The organism is Nocardioides eburneiflavus (assembly GCF_004785795.1).
Taxonomy (GTDB): Bacteria; Actinomycetota; Actinomycetes; order Propionibacteriales; family Nocardioidaceae; genus Nocardioides; species Nocardioides eburneiflavus.
The window spans coordinates 1,644,524-1,668,216 of sequence record NZ_SRRO01000001.1 but is presented as its reverse complement, the minus strand read 5'-3'; the positions used below and the strand labels follow the sequence as shown (position 1 = coordinate 1,668,216).

18 protein-coding genes are annotated in these 23,693 nt (G+C 69.2%); 8 read left to right on the top strand and 10 right to left on the bottom strand.

All coding sequences use genetic code 11. The annotated features are described in order from the left end of the window. The first annotated feature begins 15 nt into the window (after positions 1 to 15). Positions 16 to 3,129: a DEAD/DEAH box helicase gene (locus EXE59_RS07825; protein ID WP_210428926.1), complete on the top strand. Its 3,114-nt coding sequence runs from the start codon at positions 16 to 18 to the stop codon at positions 3,127 to 3,129. Between the two features lie 135 nt (positions 3,130 to 3,264). Here the strand turns inward: EXE59_RS07825 and EXE59_RS07820 are convergent, their stop codons facing one another. Beyond that, complete coding sequence (locus EXE59_RS07820; protein WP_135838402.1) at positions 3,265 to 6,180, bottom strand: vitamin B12-dependent ribonucleotide reductase; 2,916 nt, start codon at positions 6,178 to 6,180, stop codon at positions 3,265 to 3,267. 105 nt (positions 6,181 to 6,285) lie between these two features. Then, positions 6,286 to 6,771 carry a transcriptional regulator NrdR gene (gene nrdR / locus EXE59_RS07815; RefSeq protein ID WP_129455295.1) on the bottom strand — a complete coding sequence of 162 codons (486 nt, stop codon included), beginning with the start codon at positions 6,769 to 6,771 and terminating at the stop codon, positions 6,286 to 6,288. 347 nt (positions 6,772 to 7,118) lie between these two features. Between nrdR and EXE59_RS07810 the strand changes: the two genes are divergently transcribed. Then, on the top strand, positions 7,119 to 7,451 hold the full coding sequence (locus EXE59_RS07810; RefSeq protein ID WP_135838401.1) for a hypothetical protein: 333 nt from the start codon (positions 7,119 to 7,121) through the stop codon (positions 7,449 to 7,451). A gap of 180 nt (positions 7,452 to 7,631) precedes the next feature. Here the strand turns inward: EXE59_RS07810 and EXE59_RS07805 are convergent, their stop codons facing one another. The 4 genes from EXE59_RS07805 to EXE59_RS07790 all read right to left on the bottom strand — a co-directional run bounded on the left by EXE59_RS07805 (position 7,632) and on the right by EXE59_RS07790 (position 10,191). Further along, on the bottom strand, positions 7,632 to 8,189 hold the full coding sequence (locus EXE59_RS07805; protein WP_135838400.1) for a hypothetical protein: 558 nt from the start codon (positions 8,187 to 8,189) through the stop codon (positions 7,632 to 7,634). After that, the gene (locus EXE59_RS07800; RefSeq protein ID WP_135838399.1) at positions 8,189 to 8,992 is read right to left on the bottom strand and encodes a PKD domain-containing protein; all 804 of its coding nucleotides are present in this window, start codon (positions 8,990 to 8,992) and stop codon (positions 8,189 to 8,191) included. The genes EXE59_RS07805 and EXE59_RS07800 overlap by 1 nt, the downstream gene beginning before the upstream one ends. Beyond that, a complete protein-coding gene (locus EXE59_RS07795; RefSeq protein WP_135838398.1) occupies positions 8,992 to 9,543 on the bottom strand; it encodes a hypothetical protein in 552 nt (183 codons plus the stop codon). The genes EXE59_RS07800 and EXE59_RS07795 overlap by 1 nt, the downstream gene beginning before the upstream one ends. 294 nt (positions 9,544 to 9,837) lie before the next feature. Next, positions 9,838 to 10,191 carry a LysM peptidoglycan-binding domain-containing protein gene (locus EXE59_RS07790; RefSeq protein WP_135838397.1) on the bottom strand — a complete coding sequence of 118 codons (354 nt, stop codon included), beginning with the start codon at positions 10,189 to 10,191 and terminating at the stop codon, positions 9,838 to 9,840. Positions 10,192 to 10,463: 272 nt separating this feature from the next. On the opposite strand from EXE59_RS07790, the gene EXE59_RS07785 reads away from it, so the two are divergent. After that, positions 10,464 to 11,672, top strand: coding sequence for an NAD(P)/FAD-dependent oxidoreductase (locus EXE59_RS07785; protein ID WP_168218437.1), 1,209 nt, complete (start codon positions 10,464 to 10,466; stop codon positions 11,670 to 11,672). A gap of 114 nt (positions 11,673 to 11,786) precedes the next feature. Here the strand turns inward: EXE59_RS07785 and EXE59_RS07780 are convergent, their stop codons facing one another. Beyond that, entirely contained in the window at positions 11,787 to 12,578 is a 792-nt protein-coding gene (locus EXE59_RS07780; protein ID WP_135838395.1) for an SDR family NAD(P)-dependent oxidoreductase, read from the bottom strand. Positions 12,579 to 12,714: 136 nt separating this feature from the next. Here EXE59_RS07780 and lexA point away from each other — a divergent pair, with 136 nt between their 5' ends. The 5 genes from lexA to EXE59_RS07755 all read left to right on the top strand — a co-directional run bounded on the left by lexA (position 12,715) and on the right by EXE59_RS07755 (position 19,147). Beyond that, positions 12,715 to 13,437 carry a transcriptional repressor LexA gene (lexA, locus tag EXE59_RS07775; RefSeq protein ID WP_135838394.1) on the top strand — a complete coding sequence of 241 codons (723 nt, stop codon included), beginning with the start codon at positions 12,715 to 12,717 and terminating at the stop codon, positions 13,435 to 13,437. 58 nt (positions 13,438 to 13,495) lie between these two features. Further along, the gene (locus tag EXE59_RS07770; protein WP_135838393.1) at positions 13,496 to 14,728 is read left to right on the top strand and encodes an NAD(P)/FAD-dependent oxidoreductase; all 1,233 of its coding nucleotides are present in this window, start codon (positions 13,496 to 13,498) and stop codon (positions 14,726 to 14,728) included. A gap of 551 nt (positions 14,729 to 15,279) precedes the next feature. After that, entirely contained in the window at positions 15,280 to 16,950 is a 1,671-nt protein-coding gene (locus tag EXE59_RS07765) for an alkaline phosphatase D family protein (RefSeq protein WP_135838392.1), read from the top strand. Further along, positions 16,950 to 18,275, top strand: a complete 1,326-nt coding sequence (locus EXE59_RS07760) for an alkaline phosphatase family protein (protein ID WP_135841178.1) — start codon at positions 16,950 to 16,952, stop codon at positions 18,273 to 18,275. Before EXE59_RS07765 ends, EXE59_RS07760 begins: the two co-directional genes overlap by 1 nt. A gap of 128 nt (positions 18,276 to 18,403) precedes the next feature. Continuing rightward, positions 18,404 to 19,147 (top strand): sulfotransferase family 2 domain-containing protein, encoded by a 744-nt coding sequence (locus EXE59_RS07755; RefSeq protein WP_135838391.1) that lies wholly within the window; start codon positions 18,404 to 18,406, stop codon positions 19,145 to 19,147. A gap of 2 nt (positions 19,148 to 19,149) precedes the next feature. Here EXE59_RS07755 and EXE59_RS07750 read toward each other — a convergent pair whose 3' ends face one another. The 3 genes from EXE59_RS07750 to secD form a co-directional block, all read right to left on the bottom strand. Next, entirely contained in the window at positions 19,150 to 21,159 is a 2,010-nt protein-coding gene (locus EXE59_RS07750; protein WP_246056599.1) for an ATP-dependent DNA helicase, read from the bottom strand. A 70-nt stretch (positions 21,160 to 21,229) separates the two neighbouring features. Then, the gene (locus EXE59_RS24810; protein ID WP_281280298.1) at positions 21,230 to 21,361 is read right to left on the bottom strand and encodes a hypothetical protein; all 132 of its coding nucleotides are present in this window, start codon (positions 21,359 to 21,361) and stop codon (positions 21,230 to 21,232) included. 35 nt (positions 21,362 to 21,396) lie between these two features. After that, a complete protein-coding gene (gene secD, locus EXE59_RS07745) occupies positions 21,397 to 23,682 on the bottom strand; it encodes a protein translocase subunit SecD (protein WP_135838390.1) in 2,286 nt (761 codons plus the stop codon). Positions 23,683 to 23,693 lie beyond the last annotated feature (11 nt).

The following is a 23,693-nucleotide window of genomic DNA, read 5'->3' as shown; positions in this document are numbered from 1 at the left end:
CCGACATCTCGTCGGATGCGCCTGGCAAGCTTCCGTCGCGTGCATGAACCTTCTTCACTGCCAGTTGGACTTCACGAAACGCTCGTCACCGAGCAGCTTCAGTCGCTGATCAATGTCGACGAAGCGCACGAGCACGAACAGGGCCGCGTGGATGAAGCGGATCAAGTACACGTTCTGAGCCGGCATATCGCGTTCGCACTTCAACGCCGCCTGGCAGCAATCAAAGATCCCGTGGCGCGTCTCGACGCGGCGAACGACTTCTTGCGAGTCATCGAAGATTCGCACCGGCCTGTCACTCCGCCCGTTGAGCAACTGCTCGCCGTACGTCGGCCCGCAGGCCCGGGTCAGGTGACCCGGATGGCGCTGCGTCCCAAGACTCCCCTGAACGACGCCGCGCTGCTCACCAATGCACACGGCGAGCCCAGCCTTGCCTCCGAACTCCGGGCCGAGATCGACTCGGCAGACACGGTCGACCTTCTGTGCGCCTTCGTCATGTGGCACGGGCTGCGTCTCATCGAGAACGAGCTCAAGGCCGCGGACGAAGCCGGGGTGCCGATTCGGGTGGTCACCACGACGTACATCGGCGGCACCGAAAGGCGCGCACTCGACCGCTTGGTCAACGAGTTCGGGGCGGAGGTGAAGGTCCAGTACGACGCCAAGCGCACGCGCCTTCACGCCAAGGCCTGGCTCTTCGGGCGCGACACGGGCTTCGACACCGCATACGTAGGCTCCTCGAACCTCACTACCTCGGCCATGCTGGAGGGGGTCGAATGGAATGTGCGACTCAGCACGGCCGCGACCCCGAGCCTGCTCGACAAGTTCCGCGCCACCTTCGACGCGTACTGGAACAGCCCCGAGTTCGAGTCATACGACCCCGAACGCGATCGCGATCGCCTCGATGACGCGCTTCTCGAAGCCAAGGGCGGCAAGTCGTCCGACCGGGTCACGATCACGCTTGCGGGCCTCGAGGTGCGCCCCTACCCGTATCAGCAGGAGATGCTCGACGCGATCCAGGTTGAGCGTGTGCTTCACGACCGGCATCGCAATCTCGTCGTCGCGGCAACAGGCACGGGCAAGACCGTCATAGCTGCCCTCGATTACCGAAACCTCGCGCACGAAGCCGGCAGGCGGCCGCCACTGCTGTTCGTGGCGCACCGCAAGGAAATCCTGCTGCAGTCAATGCGGACCTACCGCGAGGTGCTCGGGGACGGCGACTTCGGGGAACTGTACGTCGGCGGCCAGCGGCCCGAGCGGTGGCAGCACGTCTTCGCCAGCATCCAGTCGCTGACTGCCTACGGCGTCACCAACATCCCAGCTGACGCATTCGAGATCGTTGTCATCGACGAGTTCCATCACGCGGAAGCACGGACCTATCGACGGATCCTTAACCATCTGACGCCTCGAGAGCTCTTGGGCCTCACTGCGACGCCAGAGCGCGGCGATGGAGTGGATGTGCGCAGCATCTTCGACGGCCGGACGGCGGCCGAGCTTCGACTGTGGGATGCCCTCGGAGCCGACCTTCTCTGCCCGTTCCACTACTTCGCGATCGCCGACGGCACCGACCTTCGCTCGATCACCTGGTCTCGAGGCAAGTACGACGAGACCCAGCTCGATGGCGTCTTCACTGGCAACGACGCACGTGCGCGAATCATCCTGAAGGCGGTCGAGGACAAGATTGCCGACGCTGGACAGATGCGCGCACTGGGCTTCTGCGTCAGCGTTGCACACGCCGAGTACATGACGCGCGTGTTCAACGATGCCGGCATTCCGGCTCGCACTGTCACCGGGACCACGCCTCACGACGAACGGGCGACCGCGTTGCGCGAACTTCGAGATGCCTCGGTGAATGTGCTCTTCACCGTCGACGTCTTCAATGAGGGCCTCGACATCCCCGACGTCGACACGGTGCTGTTCTTGAGGCCGACAGAGAGCTCCACCATCTTCATGCAGCAGTTGGGCCGGGGGCTGCGCCGGACGACGACCAAGGCAGTTCTCACCGTCCTTGACTTCGTCGGCTACCACCGTAAGGAGTTCAGCTTCGCGCGCAAGTTCAGCGCTCTCACGGGACTGCACGGCAAGCAGCTTGAGAAAGCGGTGAAGGAAGACTTTCCCTTCCTGCCGTCTGGATGTCAGGTCCGACTGGATCAGCAGTGCCAGCAGGTGGTCCTGGACAACCTCCGGTCCCAGATCAGCAACCGCTGGGCGCAGATCGTCGCTCACCTCAAGTCCACCAAGGACGACTCACTCGCAGAGTTCCTCGACGTCTCAGGGCTGGAGCTCAGCGACATTCTCAGGAGGGGAAGTCACTCGTGGACCAAGCTTCGTAGAGATGCCGACCTGCCCACGCTGCCGGGCTCCGAGCTCGAAGCCAAGCTCCTGAAGCGCGTACGTGCGTTCGCCCACGTGGATGACCCAACCAGGGCAACGGCCTACAAGGCACTGCTAGACGATGGGGCGCCGGACTACTCGCGGATGTCGCAGGCCGAGCAGCGCCTGGCGCGGATGCTCTACTACTCCCTCTGGTCCGACGGCGGGGGGTACGCCTCCATCGACGAGGGTCTCGACGCTCTTCGCAGGGAAGTCGCAACCCGCGCAGAGATCTCGACAGTCGTCGACCTCAGCTACGAGGCCGCGCGCCACGTTCCGTCCGATCTCCCGCCTGCGCTGGCAGACGTACCTTTGAAGATCCACGCCAGGTATCAGCGTGAAGAGATCCTCGCCGCGCTCGACTTCCCGCGGAATCCCAACAGCTTCCGCGAGGGAGTGCTCTATCTCGAACACCTGAACGTCGACGCCTTCTTCATCACCCTCAAGAAGTCGGAAGCCGACTACTCCCCCTCCACGATGTACGCCGACTACCCCATCTCCCGGGATCTGTTCCATTGGGAGACGCAGTCAACGACGTCGGTCACGTCGAAAACGGGGCAGCGATACCTCAACGGCACGAGCACTGTGCTCCTGTTTGTGCGCCAGGAGCAGAAAGACGACTTCGGCACGTCGCCCTATCTCTTCCTGGGGCCGGCGACGTACGTCAGCCACACAGGCGATCGTCCGATTGCAATCACCTGGCGTCTTGGGACCCAGATGCCGATGGACTTCTTCAATCATGCGTCTGCGGTTGCTCAGTAGCGTCCCGCCCACGCGCGACGGTCGCGAGCGCTAGAGCACGCACCTGTCTCTATCAGATCAATTCTCTGTCGTCCGACACACGCTGAAGGGCCCCGACCTCACACTCGAGGTCGGGGCCCTTCGCGTTCTGTCAGGTCAGCTGCAGCCGCTGGTGCTCCCGCAGCCCTCGCACACGTAGCACGAGCCAGCCGGGCGCATCTTCGTCCCACAGGTCATGCAGAGCGGGGAGTCGACGGCGGTGCCGGTGAGCTTCTCGAAGAGCTCGGCGGTGGTCTTGGCCTCGCCCGTGGTCACGTGGGCCGGGACCTCGCGGGCCTCGGAGCCGTGGGTGTCCTTGGTCTCGACGTCGACCTTGGTTTCGACACGGGCTCCTTCGTCGCCCTGCTCAACCAGGGGAGCGGCGGCCTCGCGGAGTTCGGATGCGCTGCCGGTCTCCTCCACGAGCGGCTCGTAGGAGCCGGTCTCGAGGTGACGCTGACGCTCCTCGGCGGAGTAGATGCCGAGCTGCGAGCGCTCCTCGAAGGACAGGTAGTCCAGGGCCAGGCGGCGGAAGATGTAGTCCATGATCGACTGCGACATCCGCACGTCCGGGTCGTCGGTCAGGCCGGCGGGCTCGAAGCGCAGGTTGGTGAACTTCGAGACGTACGTCTCCAGCGGTACGCCGTACTGCAGGCCGATCGACACCGCGATCGAGAAGGCGTCCATCACGCCGGCCAGGGTCGAGCCCTGCTTGCCGAGCTTGAGGAAGACCTCGCCGAGCTGGCCGTCGTCGTGGGCGCCGGAGGTCATGTAGCCCTCGGCACCGCCGACGGTGAACGACGTCGTACGGGAGACGCGCGACTTCGGCAGGCGCTTGCGGACCGGGGCGTAGACGACCTTCTCCACGACCTTGGTCTCGACGGGCTCAACCGACCCGGCAGCCTTGTCGGCGGCGTCCTTCTTGGCCTTGCCGCCACCGTCGGACAACGGCTGCCCGACCTTGCAGTTGTCGCGGTAGATCGCGGTCGCCTTGAGCCCGAGCTTCCAGGACTGCAGGTAGACGTCCTCGATCTCCTCGACCGTGGCCGACTCCGGCAGGTTGACCGTCTTGGAGATCGCGCCGGAGAGGAACGGCTGCGCGGCCGCCATCATCCGCACGTGGCCCATCGGCTTGAGCGCGCGGGCGCCCATCGCGGTGTCGAAGATCTCGTAGTGCTCGGTCTTCAGGCCGGGCGCGTCGACCACGTGGCCGTGCTCGGCGATGTAGGCGACGATCGCCTCGACCTGCTCCTCCTGGTAGCCCATCTTCTTCAGGGCCCGCGGGATGGTCTGGTTGACGATCTGCATCGAGCCGCCGCCGACGAGCTTCTTGAACTTCACCAGCGAGAAGTCGGGCTCGATGCCGGTGGTGTCGCAGTCCATCATGAAGCCGATGGTGCCGGTGGGCGCGAGGACCGAGGCCTGCGCGTTGCGGAAGCCGTTCTTCTCGCCCAGCTTGATCACGTCGGCCCACGCCTTGGTGGCCAGCTTGTGCACGCGGCCGTCCTCCGTGTGCAGCACGCGGACAACGTCGTTGGCCGCCTGGTGCTTGCGCATCACGCGCTTGTGGGCGTCGGCGTTGCGGGCGTACCCGGCGTACGGACCGACGATCCCGGCGAGCTCGGCGCTGCGCTTGTAGGAGGTTCCGGTCATGAGCGAGGTGATCGCGGCAGCCATCGAGCGGCCACCCTCGGAGTCGTACCCGAGGCCCATCGCCATCAGCAGCGCGCCGAGGTTGGCGTACCCGATGCCGAGCTGGCGGTAGTCGACGGTGGTCTGGCCGATCGCCTCGGTCGGGAAGTCGGCGAAGCAGATCGAGATGTCCATCGCGGTGATGATGAACTCGACGGCCTTCGCGAAGAGGGCGGCGTCGAAGGTGTCGTCGTCCTTGAGGAACTTCAGCAGGTTGAGCGACGCCAGGTTGCACGAGGAGTTGTCGAGCGACATGTACTCCGAGCACGGGTTGGACGCGGTGATGCGCCCGGTCTCTGGGTTGGTGTGCCAGTCGTTGATCGTGTCGTCGTACTGCAGGCCCGGGTCGGCGCAGGCCCAGGCGGCCTCGCTGATCTTGCGGAACAGGTCGCGGGCGTCGACGGTCTCGATGACCTCGCCGGTGCCGCGCGAGCGCAGGCCGAACTCGGTGCCGTCCTCGACCGCGCGCATGAACTCGTCGCTGACACGGACGGAGTTGTTGGCGTTCTGGTACTGGACGGAGGTGATGTCGGCACCGCCGAGGTCCATGTCGAACCCGGCGTCGCGGAGGGCGCGGATCTTGTCCTCCTCCTTGGCCTTCGTCATCACGAACTCCTCGATGTCGGGGTGGTCGACGTCGAGGACGACCATCTTGGCCGCACGACGCGTCGCGCCGCCCGACTTGATGGTGCCGGCGGACGCGTCGGCGCCGCGCATGAAGGACACGGGGCCCGACGCCGTGCCGCCGGAGGAGAGGAGCTCCTTGGAGGAGCGGATACGGGAGAGGTTGAGGCCGGCGCCCGAGCCGCCCTTGAAGATGAAGCCCTCCTCCTTGTACCAGTTGAGGATCGAGTCCATCGAGTCGTCGACCGAGAGGATGAAGCAGGCCGAGACCTGCTGCGGCGACGGGGTGCCGACGTTGAACCAGACGGGAGAGTTGAAGGAGAAGTACTGGTTGACCAGCAGCCAGGTCAGCTCGTGCTCGAAGATCTCGGCGTCGGCGTCGGTGGCGAAGTAGTCGTGGTCGATGCCGGCCTTGGTGTAGGTCTTCACGACCCGGTCGATGAGCTGCTTGAGGCTCCACTCGCGGGCGTCGGTGCCGACGGCGCCGCGGAAGTACTTGGTGGTGACGATGGTCGAGGCGTTGACCGACCAGAAGTCGGGGAACTCCACGCCGCGCTGCTCGAAGACGGTCTCGCCGGTCTTCCAGTTCTGCTGGACGACGTCGCGACGCTCCCACGTGATGGCGTCGTAGGGGTGGGTGCCCTCGGTGCTGAAGACGCGCTCCATCTTCAGGCCCTTGCCCCTCGCCTTCGCGCGGGTGCTCACCGTCTCGGTCATGGGTTCTCCTCTTCCTTGGTTCTGCTTCAACTTCGCGAGTCTTCTCGCGGCTGCTTGGAAGGCCCGGCAGGCAGCTTCCCCACTACCTGCCGGGCCGCTTGGGGGTCAGCCCGAATGCGCAGGATGCGCCGGCTGATCGTCCGCGGCTCGCTCGAGCCGCAGCATCTTGATCTCCGCGTCGAAGTCGTCGGCCGACTCGAACGCGCGGTAGACGGAGGCGAACCGGAGGTACGCCACCTCGTCGAGCGCCCGCAGCGGGGCGAGGATCGCGAGGCCGACGTCGTTGGCGTCGAACTCGGCCTGCCCGCTCAGACGGAGTGCGTCCTCGACCTCCTGGCCGAGGCAGGCGAGCTGGGCGTCGGTGACCGGGCGGCCCTTGCAGGCCTTCCGTACGCCGGCGATCGCCTTGTCGCGGTTGAACGGCTCGGTCGCGCCCGAGCGCTTGAGCACCGTGAGCTGCATCTTCTCGACCGTCGTGAAGCGCCGGTCGCAGGCCGCGCACGTACGCCGGCGGCGGATCGAGCCGCCGTCGTCGGCGACGCGGGAGTCGAGGACCTTGGTGTCCTCGTTCTTGCAGTAGGGACAGTGCATGGCGGCCCTCCTCCCGGGTACGTGTGGGCGCGGCTCGTACACCCGTACAACGGGGTGGCGCCTGTGGATCTTCCTGTGGACATCTAGCCTTGGCTTGTGGGTTCGCGCCCTCTGCCTGTGCACCAGATGTGGATAACTACAGCGGTGTAACTACTAGATGTAGTGGTAACCGTACGCTCCGCCCACCACGCATGGCAAGCGAATGCCGAACCTCGTCGGATCAATTTCCGGGGCTCGGTAAAACCGCAGGTCAGTGCGGTGCGAGGTGGTCCAGCGGCGGCGTGTCGACCCCTCCTTCTGGGTCGTTCGGCTGCCCCACTCAGGCCACATCCGCCACAATGGACCCCGTGTCCACGGGGAAGAGAGCAGGGTCGCGCAAGGGCGCCCGCCAGCCCCGTCCCTCGAACAAGGCGGCGCTGCTCCTGGGCGCCGCGATCACCCTCCTGGTGGTGGCCTGGGGCTACCTCGTGTACGCCGCGATCGACTTCGGTACGGCCGCGCGCGGCGGCAACTCGCAGGCGTGGACCTTCATGGCCCTCGCCTGCGCCGGCGCCATCGCATGCCTCTTCGTCGGCCTCCTCCTGGTCGCGCGGATGCTCCGTGTCCTGGGGATCACGTCCTCGCCCCCGTCCCCCGACGCTCCCCCGCGCCCCGTCGGCGGCAAGCGCGCCGCACGGTGATCGTGGAGTTCATGAGTCACCTGGTGGCCCGGGAGCTCCACGGTCTCGCTGGTTGCGGGTCTGCGCAGAGCTGCGCGCCCGGCCAGGCACAGACACCGCGCTCATGGGTGGTCGGGGCAAGGGGCGGCCAAGCACGAAGTTTGCTCGTCCGTGGTGCGAGCGAACTGACAGCTTCTTCGATCAGTTGGGTTCGATGAAAAAGTGAGCGACGTTCCAGCTGTCCCCATCGGGTTCGAGGATGTACCTGAAGGTGGTTCGACCACCTGGGTACTTCTCCAGACGTCCATCCCCGTGGTGGACGACGGTGGGAGCCACGTCCTTCGTGAGGAGGTACACCGAGTCCGATCCCTGCGCCTTCACGATCCGCACGATCGACGTACCTGCGAAGTCGACTGTCCCGTTGTCCGCGTAGACCTCCTCCACCGTCTCGACGAACCCCTCACACGGCTCGCATCCTGAGATCATGGACACAATTGGGGCGGTCCTGCCGGTGACCTGCATCTTGTCGCTGGCGGCCACCCACTGCCGGAGGAATCTCCGAGGGTTCATCCGCTCCTGCGCGAAGTAGGCAGAGTCGGGCGAACCGGAATCGGTGGGGCTGGCTGGCTGTGCCTTGCCAGATTCCGATTGATCGGGAGCAGGCTGTTTGGGGCTGGGCGCCCCGGTCTCCGCCCCGCAGGCTGAGATCGTCATGGCAGCCACGACAATCGCCAGGCCGCGCATCAGGCGGATACGCATCACCGGAGCACAAGCTGCGGGAGCGCTTCGACGATCTCGAGGTCCTGGGCCTCACCGGCGACCCAAAGCGTCGACGGGATCGACTCGGGCGGGCCGCCGTTGACCGTGAAACTCGCATCGCCGTACTGAGTGTCGACGCTGACAGCGACCTTGTCGACCTGCTCGTAGACGTGGGCGACGTCGAGGTTCGGGTACGGCGCCCCGGGACTGGTCGTTGTCGTGGAGGTGCCGTCGCCGAAGTTCCACTGGTACGAGATGGGGCGAGCCGTCACAACAACTTCCGACTCAACAAGGCGCACCGAGATGCTCCTGGACCCGCTATTGGACGTGTAGAAGTTGGTGTCCAGGTTGACCAATGTCTTCCCACCGACTGGCTGGACGATCAGGTGCGACGGCGGCCAATCGAGCCTTTCAAAGGCTTCAATAACAATCACCCGGATAGGCGGGGGATCGTCCACGGCATCAGCCTCGCCAGCACTCAGACAAGCTGTTCCATCGTTCTCGCCATCCTTGAAGAGAGTGTATCGAGTGCCTGGGACACCACTCACAGTGGTGCATTCCTGTGGGTTGAAGCAGATCCCCTCAGGATTGCGTCCGCCGTCTTTGCAGAGCTGACGGACGGTCCACTTGGCCGTTGGGTACTTCGCCTTCTCTGCCTCGATCTCGCCCGCCGACTTGTCGCATTGCTCGACCACCTCTCCGAGTTCGGCTTCGACGCCGCACTCCGCGTGTGCCGCAGGGCCGGTCAACACGAGCACGCAGACTATGCAGGCGAGAACTTGAAGTCGAACGAGCTGAGACATCACCCGGCCACCTCGGACTTGTCGACCACCTGCCACGACGTTCCGTCGGGTGCGACGGTTATCAGATGAGCCCCTGGGCCACCGGGAAATGACTTCTCCTTACCGCCGGCCCTTTCTGCATATTTTGTAGGCGCAGAGTTCACCTTCACTAGAAACGCACGTCTACTAGTACCGCGCGACCGAATGCTTCGAATTTTCCACCCGTCCCATTCGACGAAGCCTCCTGCTTCGTAGTACTGCTCCACCAGATCAGCAAGCTCGATGCAGGCTCGGCACTTCTGTGACAGCGCTCGGTAGTCCGCCGTATCGCCAGTGTTCTCCATCCGAGCCTCCTCCGAGGCCCACCGCCGGATGAACTCCTCCGGACTCTCCGCCTCCGGCTCCTCAGTCGCCGGCTCCGAGGGCGTCGGGGACGAGCTCGGCGGCTCCGGGATCTTCGGCGTGGGCTCCGGGTCGTCGGAGCACCCCGCCAGCAGGACGGGGACCGCGATGGTGAGCGCGAGTGCGCGGCGTACGTACATGAAGTGCCTTCCCGAGAACAACGTCAGCACCGGGAAACTACCCATTCGGGCGTGGGTCGAACCACCCCCGACGAGGATCTGTGGATAACCCGAGTCCCCCTGCGGTGGCGGAGATTGTGGAGTCCGCGACCCGCTATCCGGCTCACGGACTCCACATTGCTGTCGGGAACCACCGGGCAACCGGTGATTCCCGATGCGGGAAGGACGGTCGCTGCTCGACCACCGAGAACACATGCGCCGAGGGGCGGGCCACCAGGCCCGCCCCTCGGTCTTCCCCTTGGTTCCACCAGCCGGGGTCGAAGCGGCTGATGGAGGCCTCGCGCGTCAGTCGGAGACGACAGGGACGCGGAGCTTCTGGCCGGCGCTGAGGCCGGTGGACTCGAGGGCGTTGAGGCGCTCGATCTCGTTCATCATCGAGCGGACGTCGCCGTCGGCCGCGATCTCGCTGGCGATCCCCCAGAGGGTGTCGCCGGGAGCGACCTGGACGATCTCGGTGGGCGCCGGCTCACCGGACGAGCCCGTGCCGACGGCGCCGCCGGCGAGCATGAAGGCCACGCTGAGCACGAGGAACAGCGAGGTCACGAAGACCACGAGGCGCCCGCGCCGGGTCAGCCGTACGGTCGAGCCGCGGCGGACGGGAACGGGGGCAAAGGCGGGGGCAAGGCTGAGGGTGCTCATGGTGGCCTCCTGGGGAAGATTCAGCCGGATGTCTCTGTCGAGCGAATGTCTAGTCGGACCCACCGACAGTGGCCTGGGCCACCGGGTGTCGATCAGGCGTTCGATCGAACATGTGTACGACGGTAGAGCACCTGTTCGAACAACGCAAGCATCAGGGCGAACAATTGTTCGACGTCCGGACGGCCCCCACGGAGAGGACCAACGGACCTACCCGCACCACCCCGGAGCGACGAGCGTGGAGGCACAGCCACACGACACAAGGAGAGCGAGCCATGTCGCGCAAGAAGGTCCTGGTCCTCGGGGGCAACTTCGGCGGTCTCACCGCCGCCATCACGGTCAAGCACGAGCTGCACGGGGACGTCGACGTGACGGTGGTGTCCTCCTCCGACGAGTTCCTCTTCACCCCGTCGCTGATCTGGGTGCCGTTCGGCAAGCGCACCCGCGCCGACATCACCTTCAAGGTCGGCCCGACGTTCGAGGAGCACGACGTCGAGTTCGTCCACGCCGAGGCCACCGCGATCGACCCCGAGGCCCGGCGCGTCGAGACCACCGCCGGCCCGCAGGACTACGACTACCTCGTCATCGCCACCGGCTACCGCAACCGCTTCGAGGTCATCCCCGGCCTCGGCGAGGGCGGCAACGCGCACACCATCACGACGATGGACGACGCGATCCACGCCGGTGAGGGCTGGCGGCAGTTCCGCGAGAAGCCGGGCGACGTCGTCATCGGCGCGACCCAGGGCGCCGGCTGCTTCGGCGCGGCGTACGAGTTCCTCTTCAACACCAGCTACCAGCTGAAGAAGGCCGGCCTCAAGGACCGCGTGAAGCTCACCTACGTCAGCGCCGAGCCGTTCCTCGGCCACTTCGGCATCGGCGGCCTCCCCCACGGCGAGAGCCTGCTCGGGATGTTCCTCAAGAAGGAGAAGATCGACGCCGTCCTCGACACCGCGATGGACCACGTCGACGAGGGCCGGCTGGTGCTCGCCGACGGGAGCGCGCTCGACTTCGGCTACGCGATGATCATCCCGCCGTTCTCCGGCCAGGAGGTCGTCCGCAACACGCCCAAGCTCGCCGACGACAACGGGTTCGTGAAGGTGCGCGACACCTACCAGAGCGAGGCCTACGACGACGTGTACGCCGTGGGCGTCGCCGCCGCGGTCGACGTCCCGTGGCAGACCCCCACGCCGGTCGGCATCCCCAAGACCGGCTTCCCCACCGAGCAGCAGGCCCACGTCGCGGCGACCAACATCGCCGCCCAGATCAGGGGCGAGGCACCCGACGCGCACAAGGCGTTCGGCGACATCCCGGCGGTCTGCGTGATGGACGCCGGCAACAACGGCGTCATCATCCTCGCCGACAAGATGCTGCCGCCGCGCAAGCACGGCGTGCTGATCCCCGGCCCGCAGGCCCACGCGATGAAGCTCGGCTTCGAGAAGTACTTCCTCTGGAAGATGAAGCACGGCCAGGTACGCCTGCCCTGATCGCGCCCTGCGGTCCACTTGGTGACCCGAGTAGTCGCCGGTCGCACAGCATGCCCCTGCTCGAGCGGACATATGCCCGCTCGAGTGGGCAAGTGGTCGGGCGGGCGCCCGCGCTCAGCCGGCGGCGCGGCGCCGCATCGCGCGGCGCCCCTGCGCCGCGAACAGCGACGCGGCGTGCTGCGTGACGCCCGGGGCGAGCGCGGCGCCGCGGACCACCCCGCCGCGCCAGCCCGGCACGGTCCGCACCACGCGGCGCGAGCCCACGAGGGCGACGGCCGCCTCGGCGACCTCGGCCACGCCGAGGATCGGGCCGCCGGAGTGGGTCAGCTGCGAGCCGAGGCCGTCGGGGTCCTGCGCGGCCAGCATCGCGGTGTCCACCCCGTCGGGGCACAGCGCGTGGACCCGCACCCCGCGGGGGGCCTCGGCGTTGACCGACGCCGACAGCGAGACGACCGCGGCCTTCGTCGCGGCGTACATGCTGTAGCCCGGCACCGGCCCGAGGCCCGACAGCGAGGCGACGTTGACGACGTCTCCCCCGGCCGGCCCGAACGCCGCCAGCGCGGCTCGGGTGCCCCACGTCGTACCGAGCAGGTTGACCTCCACCAGGCGGCGCACCTGCTCGTCCGTCAGCGCGGCCAGGGCGCCGTCGTCACCGACGCCGGCGTTGTTGAACCACGACGTCAGCGCCCCGTGACGGGCCGCCTCCTCCGCGACGAGGACGTGGGAGGCGGGATCGCGTACGTCCTGACCGAGGCCCGCGACCGCGCCGATCTCCGCCGCCGTCGCAGCGGCCGCCCACCCGTCGAGGTCGCCGATGACGACGGCGTGGCCGCGCGCGACCATCAGCTCCGCGATGCCGCGCCCGATCCCGCGCGCTCCACCGGTGACGACGCACGAGGTCTGCATCGCACCGACACTAGCGCCATCCCAGCGACACGCGACTTCGAACAGGTGTTTGATCCTCGGGCCCACCGAGGGCTACGGTGAGCGCACAGCTCCCGCCCGGCGCGGACGGTGGGGGCACCACGCAGTGGAGGACGCCATGGCCAAGCAGGACGACAAGAACGTCATCGAGATGCCCGACGGCCCCCCGGACGCCACCGGGCTGACGCCGCGCCAGCAGCGCGTGCTCGCCACGATCAAGGACTCGATCGAGTCCAAGGGCTACCCGCCGTCGATGCGCGAGATCGGCCAGGCCGTCGGCCTCACGTCGTCGTCCAGCGTGGCCCACCAGCTGCGCGTGCTCGAGGGCAAGGGCTTCCTCAAGCGCGACCCCAACCGTCCCCGCGCCCTGGAGGTGTTCCTCCCCGAGGTGATGGCGGCGCGCCGCTCCCTGTCCCACGGCGAGGAGTCGAGCGTCGACGAGACCGGCATCGGCGACATCGCCCCGACCGCGGTCAACATCCCGGTCGTCGGCCGCATCGCCGCCGGTGGCCCGATCCTCGCCGAGGAGCAGGTCACCGACGTGTTCCCGCTGCCCAAGCAGCTCGTCGGCGACGGCACGCTCTTCCTGCTCGAGGTCTCCGGCGACTCGATGGTCGACGCGGCCATCTGCAACGGCGACTACGTCGTGATCCGCCAGGAGCAGACCGCCACCAACGGCCAGATCGTCGCCGCGCTGATCGAGGGCGAGGCCACGGTCAAGACGTTCCAGCGCAAGGACGGCCACGTCTGGCTGCTGCCGCACAACGACGCCTACGACCCGATCCCGGGCGACGACGCCACGATCCTCGGCGTGGTGACGGCGGTGCTCCGCAGCCTCTGAGAGCCGTAGGGGTGGGACGGGCGTTGAAAGCCCACCACCCGCGGGCCACGATGGCAGCATGAGCGACGCCCGAAACACTGACGCCGAGAAGACCTACGACTACGTCATCGTCGGAGCGGGGGTCGCCGCGGCGAGCGCCGTGAAGGGCATCCGCGCCGAGGACGCCAGCGGCACGATCGGCGTGCTCGGCTCCGAGCCCGCCAAGCCGGTCTACCGGCCCGTGCTCACCAAGGACCTCTGGCTCAAGGACGACGCGACCCTCGAGGGCAGCTCGCTGGCCGGCGACCTCGACGACGACGACGCCGTCGACCTCCTCACCGACACCACCGTCACCGCGATCGACCGCGAGGCCCACGTCGTACGTCTCGCCGACGGCAGCAGCGTCGGCTACGGCAAGCTCCTGCTCGCGACCGGCGCAGAGCCGCGCGTGCTCGGCGTCGACCCCGGCCCGCGCGTCCTCTACTACCGCACCGCCGCCGACTACGAGCGGCTGCGCGCGGTCGCCGCGAAGGGCAGCCACGTCGCGGTCGTCGGCGGCGGCTACATCGGCTCCGAGATCACCTCGGCGCTGATCCAGAACGGCATCGACGTCACCCTCGTCCTCGACCTCGAGGACGTGCAGGAGCAGATGTTCCCGCGCGCCCTGGCCGCCCACCTCACCAAGGAGCTCGCCGACCGCGGCGTGACCATCGTGCACGGCTCGGTCTCGGGTGGCGAGGAGGACGACGGCGGCGTACGGATCCGCCTCGACGACGACTCCCACATCGTCGCCGACGCCGCCGTGATCGGCGTCGGCGTCCTGCCGCGCACCGGGCTCGCCGAGGCCGCCGGCCTCGAGGTCGACAACGGCGTCGTGGTCGACGACCACCTGCGCACCAGCGACCCCGACGTGTACGCCGCGGGCGACGTCGCGTCCTACCCCGACGCCCTCCTCGGCCGCCGCCGGGTCGAGCACGTCGACCACGCCGAGAAGTCCGGCGAGCACGCCGGCAGGGTGATGGCCGGCGCCGATGCGGCGTACGACTACACGCCGTTCTTCTGGTCCGACATCCTCGACGAGGGCTACGAGGCCGTCGGCGAGACCAGCAGCCGCCTCGACCTGGTCGAGGACTGGAAGGACGGCGAGATCGGCACGGGCGTCGTCTACTACCTGAAGTCCGGCCAGGTCCGCGGCGTCGTCCTCTGGAACGTCTGGGACAGCGTCGACAAGGCGCGCGAGGTCATCAAGGAGACCGGCGAGCAGCCGGTCAACGACCCGGAGTCGCTGCGGGGGCGCATCCCGTTCGGCTGAGCGCGCGTGCCGCTGGTCGAGCAGCGAGGCACGAACGTCCCGCTGGTTGAGCAGCGAGGAACGAACGTCCCGTTGGTTGAGCAGCGAGGAACGAGCGTGTCGAAACCAAGGCCTCGACTCGCTCGGTTTCGACACGGGCGCTGCGCGCCCTGCTCAACCAGCGGCCAAAGCCGCCGGACGACCGAACGTCCCGCTGGTTGAGCAGCGAGGAACGAGCGTGTCGGAACCAAGGCCTCGACTCGCCTCGGTTTCGACACGGGCGCTGCGCGCCCTGCTCAACCAGCGGCCAAAGCCGCCGGACGACCGAACGTCCCGCTGGTTGAGCAGCGAGGAACGAGCGTGTCGGAACCAAGGCCTCGACTCGCCTCGGTTTCGACACGGGCGCTGGGCGCCCTGCTCAACCAGCGGCCAAGCGGGGGTTTCGACACGGGCGCTGCGCGCCCTGCTCAACCAGCGGCCAAGCGGGGGTTTCGACACGGGCGCTGGGCGCCCTGCTCAACCAGCGGCCAAGCGGGGCGTAATCCCGGCGCGGGTGCGTCGTTGAACCACCCGTGACCCCCTCACCCCACCTCTCCCGACGGGCCGTTATCGCCGGCGGCGCCGGGGCGGCCGCGGTCGCCGGCGGCACCCAGGCCGTCGGAGCACGACCCCGGCACGAGACCTTCCAGCACGGCGTCGCCTCCGGCGACCCGCTCCCGCGCGCGGTCGTCCTCTGGACTCGCGTCACCCCGACCGCGGCCGCCGACCCGGGCTCGGGCGCCGGCCCCCGCGTACGGGTCACGTGGGAGGTCGCTACCGACCGCGGGTTCCGCGACGTCGTACGCCGGGGGTCGGTCCGCACCGGGCCCGCCCGCGACCACACCGTGAAGGTCGACGCGACCCGGCTGCGCCCCGACGCGGCGTACTTCTACCGCTTCACCTGCCGCGGTGAGACGAGCCCGGTGGGGCGTACGCGCACCGCCCCGGCCCGCAACGCCACGCCCGCGGGCCTGCGGTTCGGCGTGGTGTCGTGCGCCAACCTCCAGGCCGGCTGGTTCTCCGCCTACCGCCACCTCGCCCGGCGCGACGACCTCCACGCGGTGATCCACCTCGGCGACTACCTCTACGAGTACGCGCCCGGCGAGTACGGCTACGGCCGCGCCAACACCGACATCAGGCCGCACGCGCCGGCGCGCGAGATGGTCGGCCTGGCCGACTACCGCCAGCGGCACGCGCAGTACAAGTCCGACCCCGACCTGCGTGCGTTGCACGCCCGCCACCCGTTCATCGTGACCTGGGACGACCACGAGGTCACCAACGACGCCTGGCGCGACGGCGCGGAGAACCACCAGCCCGCGGAGGGCGACTACGCCGCTCGTCGCGCCGCCGCGCACCGGGCGTACGACGAGTGGATGCCGGTGCGGATGTCCGGCACCGCCGCCACGGGTGACGGCACGCGGCTGTTCCGCACGCTGCGGTTCGGTGCGCTCGCCGAGCTCAGCATGCTCGACCTGCGCACCTACCGCGACCGGCAGGCCACGACACCCGCGCCGAGCCCCGTGCCCACCCCGACCGGCGGCACGGACGGCACCATCGCTGGTCGGGCGCAGCTCGACTGGCTCAAGCGGCGCCTGCGGCGCGGCGGGCCCCAGTGGAAGCTCGTCGGCAACCCCGTCATGATCGCGCCGGTCACCTTCGCGCAGCTCCCCCACGACCTCGTCGACCCGGTCAACGACGTCACCGGCCTGCTCCCTCGCGACGGCGCGCCCTACAACGTCGACCAGTGGGACGGCTACACCCGCGACCGGCGCGAGCTCTTCGACCACATCCGCGACCAGGGGCTGCGCGACGTGGTGTTCCTGACCGGCGACATCCACTCCGGCTGGGCCTGCGACCTCCCCCACGACGCGGCGACCTACCCGCTCGGCGACTCGGCCGGCGTCGAGCTGGTCTGCACCTCCGTCACGTCCAACAACCTCAAGGACATCACCGGCTCCCCGGCGCGCACCTCCTCGCTCGCCGTCGAGGCGGTCATCCAGACCAACAACCGGCACGTGAAGTACCTCAACTTCGACGACCACGGCTACTCCGTCCTCGACGTCACGCCGGAGCGAGTGCAGATGGACTGGTACGTGGTCGGCGACCGTGCCGACCGCGCCGCGGGCTCGTCGTGGACCGCCTCCTGGGCGACGAGGTCCGGCACCAACCGGGTGCAGGCCGCGAGCGGACCGGTGGACGCCTGATGTGCGGGCCGTCCCACCGCGCGGCTCCGAGCCGCGCCTTCGAGCGCGGTCGCGAGGAGATCCGTACGGGGCGACGCACGCTGCTGGTCGCAGGAGCGGCCGGCGTCGCCATCTCCACCGCCACCTCGAGCCTGCCGCGAGCTGCAGCGGCGGCGTCGGCCGGCACCCGGAGGAGGGCGTACGTCCTCGTCCTCGACGGGTGCCGGCCCGACGAGATCACGCGTGAGCTCATGCCCCGCACCAGCGCGCTGCGCGACGGCGGCCTCCACCACCCGCGGGCGACGTCGCTGCCGGTGATGGAGACGATCCCCAACCACGTGATGATGATGAGCGGCGTCCGGCCGGACCGGTCGGGCGTACCGGCCAACTCGATCCTCGACCGCACGACCGGCGAGGTGCGCGACATGGACCGCCCCGAGGACATCCGGGTCCGCACGATCATCGAGCGGCTGAACCGCAACGGCCTCACGACGGGCACCGTGCTCAGCAAGGAGTACCTCTACGGCATCTTCGGCGGCCGGGCCACGCACCGCTGGGAGCCGGCGCCGATCGTCCCGGTCTCCGGCCACGCACCCGACCTCTTCACGATGGAGGCGACGCTCGCGATGGTGGAGGAGCACGACCCCCACCTGGTGCTCGTCAACCTCGGCGACATCGACCGGCTCGGGCACTCCGACCTCACCGGACCGCTCGGGGCGAGGGCCGCGCGGCAGGCGGCGCTCGCCGCGACCGACGTCCAGGTGGGCCGGTTCGTCGACCTGCTGAAGACGTCCGGGCGCTGGACGACGTCGCTGGTCGTGGTCCTCGCCGACCACTCGATGGACTGGTCGCTCCCCCACCAGCTGATCCACCTGACCCCGGTGCTCGAGGCCGACCCGCTGCTCGCCGGCAACGTCGCCATCGCCGACAACGGCGGCGCCGACCTCCTCTACTGGACCGGCGACCCCGCGCTGCTCGACGCCGCCGTCGAGCGGATGCGCGCGCTGGCCTCGGCGGTGCCGGGAGTGCTCGCCGCGCACGACCCGCGGGTGACGCCCGCGCTGCGCACCGGCCCGCTCGGCGGCGACGTCGTCGTCTACGCGAAGGCAGGCTGGCGGTTCAGCGACCCCGACCAGTGGTCGAACCCGATCCCCGGCAACCACGGCCACCCGGCCACGATGCCGATCCCGTTCTTCCTCGCCGGCGGCCACCGCCGGGTGCCGCGCAGGGTGACGTCGTCGAGGCGCGCCGCGACGATCGACGTCGCGCCGACGCTGGCGGACTTCTTCGGCGTGGGGGCGCCGCGCGGCGGGTACGACGGCCGGTCTCGGCTGCCCCGCCGGTGAGAGAGGTTTCGAGGCTCGTCGCTGGCGCTCCTCGCACCTCAACCAGCGAAGTCAGGTCGTCCCTTCGGTGGTCGAGGTGCGAGCGAAGCGAGCCTCGAAACCACGAGTGCCGTAGTAGCCTCGCGCCGATGTCCTCCGCCGGCCCCGACGCTCCCGACGCCCGCCCCGACCCGCTGCTCTTCCGTACGCGCCCGGGCAACCGGCGCCGCCTGACCCCGGCGGCGGAGGCGGAGGTCGACCGGCTGGCCGCGGCGGGCGAGCAGTCCGCGTGGCTCAGCCCCCTGGCGTACAACCTCACCATCAGCCACAGCCACCGGTTCGTCTGGTACCGCGTGGCCAAGGTCGCGACCCGCACGATCCGCCACCACTGCGAGACCCACGGCGTGAGCATGGACGTCGACCACGCCATGCGGATCCGCTACCCGCTGGCGAGCTTCGCCGACTACTTCACGTTCGCGTTCGTCCGCGACCCGCTCGACCGGTTCGTCTCGGCGTGGCACGACAAGGTCGTCGACCACAACTACTACGACTTCGACCCGGCCACCCACCAGCGGATGCAGCGGGTCGAGGAGTTCGCCCGGTGGACCGCCGCGCAGGACCTGTCGGCCGTCCCGGGCACCGACCAACACCTGACGCTGCAGAGCCGGATGATCGACCTCAACCGGGTCGACTTCGTGGGCCGCATCGAGACCTTCGACCGCGACTTCGCCGAGGTGTGCGAGCGGATCGGCGCGCCCGCCGTACCGACCGCGCCGATGAACCAGACCGCCCCCGGAGGCCGCGACCGGCAGGTCTCCGACGAGCTGCGCGAGCTGGTCGCGCGGATGTACGCCCGGGACTACCAGGTCCTCGGCTATCAGGCCCCGGCCTGACGTCAGGCCGACTGGCCGAGCCGCTTGAGCGCCTGGCGTACGAGGCTGGGGTCGGTCGTCGACCACATCGGGGGCAGCGACGCCTTGAGGAAGCGGCCGTAGCGAGCGGTCTCCAGGCGCGGGTCGAGCACCGCGACGATGCCGCGGTCGGAGGTCGTACGGATCAGCCGGCCGGCCCCCTGCGCGAGGAGCAGCGCCGCGTGGGTCGCGGCGACCTGCATGAAGCCGTTGCCGCCGGCCTGGTCGGCGGCCCGCTGGCGCGCGGACATGAGCGGGTCGTCGGGCCGCGGGAACGGGATGCGGTCGATGATCACCAGCTGGCAGGTGTCGCCCGGGACGTCGAGGCCCTGCCACAGCGACAGCGTGCCGAACAGGCAGGTGTGCGGGTCCTCGACGAACTGCTTGGCCAGCTCGGGCAGCTGCGCGTCGCCCTGCGCGAGCGTGGTGAGGTGCGGCAGGCGGGTGCATACGGCCTCCGCGGCCGTCTCGGCCGCGCGGCGGGAGGAGAACAGGCCGAGCGTGCGGCCGTCGAGGGCGTCGACGAGGTCGCAGATCTCGTCGAGCTGGGCGGCGCCGAGGCCGTCGCGACCGGGCTGCGGGAGGTGGCGGGCGACGTAGAGGATGGACTGCTGGCCGTAGTCGAACGGCGAGCCGACGTCGATGCCCTTCCACGGCAGCGCGTCGTCGGCGTCGGTGGTGGCGACCTGGTGGCCGACGCGCTCGGTGGGCTTGAGGCCGAGCGAGGTGGCGACGGCGCCGAACTCCCCGCCGAGCATCAGCGTCGCGCTGGTGAAGACGACGGTCTTGTCGGTGAGGAGCTTGTCGCGCATCGGGCCCCACACCTGGAGCGGGGCGACGTGCAGCCGGGCGGGGAACCGGTCGCGCGCCTCCCCGAGCCACAGCACGTCGGCCTGCGAGCCGGCCGCCATCCGTTCGGCGTTGGCGAAGACCTCCTGCACCATGCCCTTGGCCTGGGTGCGTCCGGCGTCGGGCTCGCCCTCGCCACCGGACTCGCGCGGGAAGGCCGACAGGCACGCGCGCGCGGCGTCGCGGACGAGCACGAGAGCGTCGGAGAGCTGGGTCGACACCTGGTCGATCCGGCCCGGCGGCGTCGCCTCGAACGCCTCGGCGAGCTGCTGCGCGGCGTCCTCGAGGTCGCCGGCGGGGTCACCCGCTGCCTCGACGGTCCACCGGCTCGCGCGCCGGGCGGCACGCTCGATGTCGGAGACGCCGAGCTCGTCGGTCGCGGCCTGGGTGACGCGCGCGGTCAGCTCGTGGGCCTCGTCGATCACGACCGTGTCGTAGTCGGGGATCATCGGCACGTCCTCGACCGCGTCGATCGCGAGGAGGGAGTGGTTGGTGACGATCAGGTGGCTGCGGTGGGCCTTCTCGCGGGCGAGCTCGGCGAAGCACTCCGCCCCGAACGGGCACTTGCTCCCCCCGAGGCACTCGCGGTGGTTGACCGAGACCTGGCGCCACTCGCGGTCGGTGTGGCGCGGCGCGTTGTCACGCTCGCCGCTGCCGCCGGCCTCGGCCTCCTCCTCCGCCCACTCCCGCAGCTCGAGGACCTTCTCGGCCATCGAGCCCATCGGCACGTCGACGAGGGTGCCCTGGTCGTCGGGGACGCCGGCGCGGATGCGGTGCAGGCAGGCGTAGTTGGAGCGGCCCTTGAGCACGGCGTACGACGTGTCGACGCCGGGCACGTCCTTGACGGCCTCGACGAGGCGGGGCAGGTCACGCTCGACGAGCTGGTGCTGGAGCGCGAGGGTGGCGGTGGCGACGACGACGCGCTCGTCGTGGAGCATCGCCGGGACGAGGTAGCCCAGCGACTTGCCGGTGCCGGTGCCGGCCTGGACGAGGAGGTGGCGACCCTCCTCCATGGCCTCGGCGACCTCGGTCGCCATCTGGACCTGACCGTCGCGCTGCTGGCCCCCGAGGGCGCTGACCGCCGTGGCCAGCACTGCCGCGACAGGGGTGCCGACGGGGGTGGTGGCGGTGTCGGTCTCGGGCACCAGAGAACCCTACGGGGCGCCGCCGACACGACGTCGGACGCCGTCCACAGTCAGGCCCGGGGAGTCGGGCTCAGGAGTTCTTCTTGCGCCCGATCTGGCGCTCGATGCGGCGCTCGGGCTGGCCGAGGATGCGCGCGAGGAGCTTGACCCGGTAGCGGTAGGCGACCACGCCCAGGACGACGATCAGCAGGATCCACAACATGCACCGAGCGTACGCCCGCGCGCCCAGCCGCGCGGTCAGACGACGGCGCCGGAGTCCTCGGGCGCGCGCTCGACCTTCTCCTTCTTGACCCGGCTCATCGGCCACTTCTCGTGGAAGTAGGTCAGGAGCGGGGTCGCAGTGAAGACCGAGGAGTAGGTGCCGACGACCAGACCGATGAGCAGCGCGATCGAGAAGTCGCGCAGCGAGTCGCCGCCGAGGATCGCGAGCGCGGCGAGGATGAACATCGTGCCGAGGCCCGTGTTGACCGTGCGCGGGATCGTCTCGACCGCGGCCTTGTTGGCCAGCACGCTGAAGTCGTCGTCGGGCTGGGAGCCGTACCAGCGTTCGCGGACGCGGTCGAAGACGACGACGGTGTCGTTGACGGAGAGACCGATGATGGTCATCGCGGCGGCCAGGAAGATGCCGTCGATGGGCTTGTCCAGCCACGCGAAGATGCCGACGACGATCAGCACGTCGTGGGCCATCGCGATGACGGCCGAGACGCCGAAGGTCCACTTGAACCGGAAGGCGAGGTAGAGCAGCTGGGCGAGGAAGGCGACGCCGAACGCGATGAGCGCGTTGTTGCGCAGCTCCTCGCCGAGCGAGGCGCCGATCAGCTGGTCGTCGATCTTGGTGACGTCGCCGCCGATCTTCGACAGCTCGTCCTCGATGCGCTGCTCCTCCTCGTTGGAGATCTCGCCGGTGCGGACGGTGAAGTCGGCGGTGTCGGCGGTCTGGACGACGGCCTCGGGGAAGCCTGCGTCGCCCACGGCGGCCCGCGCCTGCTCGACGTCCATGTCCTGGTTGGTCACCGAGTAGTCGAGCTGGCGCCCGCCGGTGAACTCGACGCCGAGGTTGAGGCCCTGGGCGATGCCGGCGATGGCGAAGACCGTCGCCGCGCCCGACACGGCCAGCCAGCGGCCGCGGTTCTTCATGATGTCGGGGTCCTTGCGGTCCAGCCACGCGCGCACCTTGCCGACGTCGCCGAGACCGCTGATCGCCGGCTTGCGGTTGACCCCCTTGTTGGCGACCGCGAGGTCGCACAGCACGCGGGCGATGATCAGCGCCGAGATCATCGAGGCGATGACACCGATCGAGAGGGTGACACCGAAGCCCTTGATCGGGCCGGAGCCGAGGAAGAACAGCAGCCCGGCGGCGAGGAGCGTCGTGACGTTGGAGTCGATGATCGCGGTCCACGCCTTGTTGAAGCCGACCGCCAGCGCGCGGCGCAGGCCTGCGGACGGGTAGGCGGCGTACTCCTCCCGCGCTCGCTCGAAGACGAGCACGTTGGCGTCGATCGCCATGCCGATGGCGAGCACGAAGCCCGCGAGGCCGGGCAACGTCAGCGTCGAGCCGAGCCCGACGAGCATGGCGTAGGCGAGCAGCGCGTACGACCCCAGCGCGATGGTCGCCATCAGGCCGACCAGGCGGTAGACGATCACGATGAAGAGGCCGGTGAGGATCAGGCCGATGATGCCGGCCTCGACGGAGGCGTCGATGGCCGCGGCGCCGAGCGACGGGCCGACGAGTCGGTCGGAGATCGCGCGCAGCTCGAGGGGCAGCGCGCCACCCTCGATCAGGGCCGCGAGCTCCTTGGATTCGTCCGAGGTGAAGTTGCCGGTGATGTCGGTGGAGCCGCCGCGGATGCCGACGTCGCAGCCGATGCCCTGGTTGACCTCGGGCGAGGAGATGACCTCGCCGTCGAGGACGATCGCGATGCGGCGCTTGGGGTCGCCGGACGGGTTGCAGGCGGCCTTGCCCGTGATGTCGGCCCAGGTGCGTCCGCCGGGGCCGTTGAAGTCGATCGCGACGACCCACTCGACGCTCTGCTCGCGCTGGACGGCGCTGGCGCCGGTGATCTCCTCGCCCTGGATGACCGTCGGGCCGACCTCGAGCGTGTCGCCCTGGTCGGAGGGCAGCACGAGGTTGCCCTCCTCGCTCGGCTCGGCCTCGGGCTGGGCCGTCGCGAGGACCTCGTGGATCGTCAGCTTGGCCGTGCTGCCGATCCGCTCCTCGGCCTCCTGGGCCTCCTCGTCGCTGGTGACGCCCGGGAGTTCGACGAGGATGCGGTTCTCGCCCTGGCGGACCAGGACGGACTCGGCGACGCCGAGGGCGTCCACGCGGCCGCGGAGGACCTCGAGGGTCTTGTCGACGTTCTCAGCGGTGGCCGGGGTCTGCTCGGTGCCCTCTGCCTCGAAGACGAACTGCGCTCCTCCGCGGAGGTCGAGACCCAGGTTGGGCTTGACGTTGACGGCGAGCGCCGCGCACCCGGCCAGCAGGCCGAGCACGAGGATGAAGCGAACCCAGACACCACGTGACATGCGCGACATCC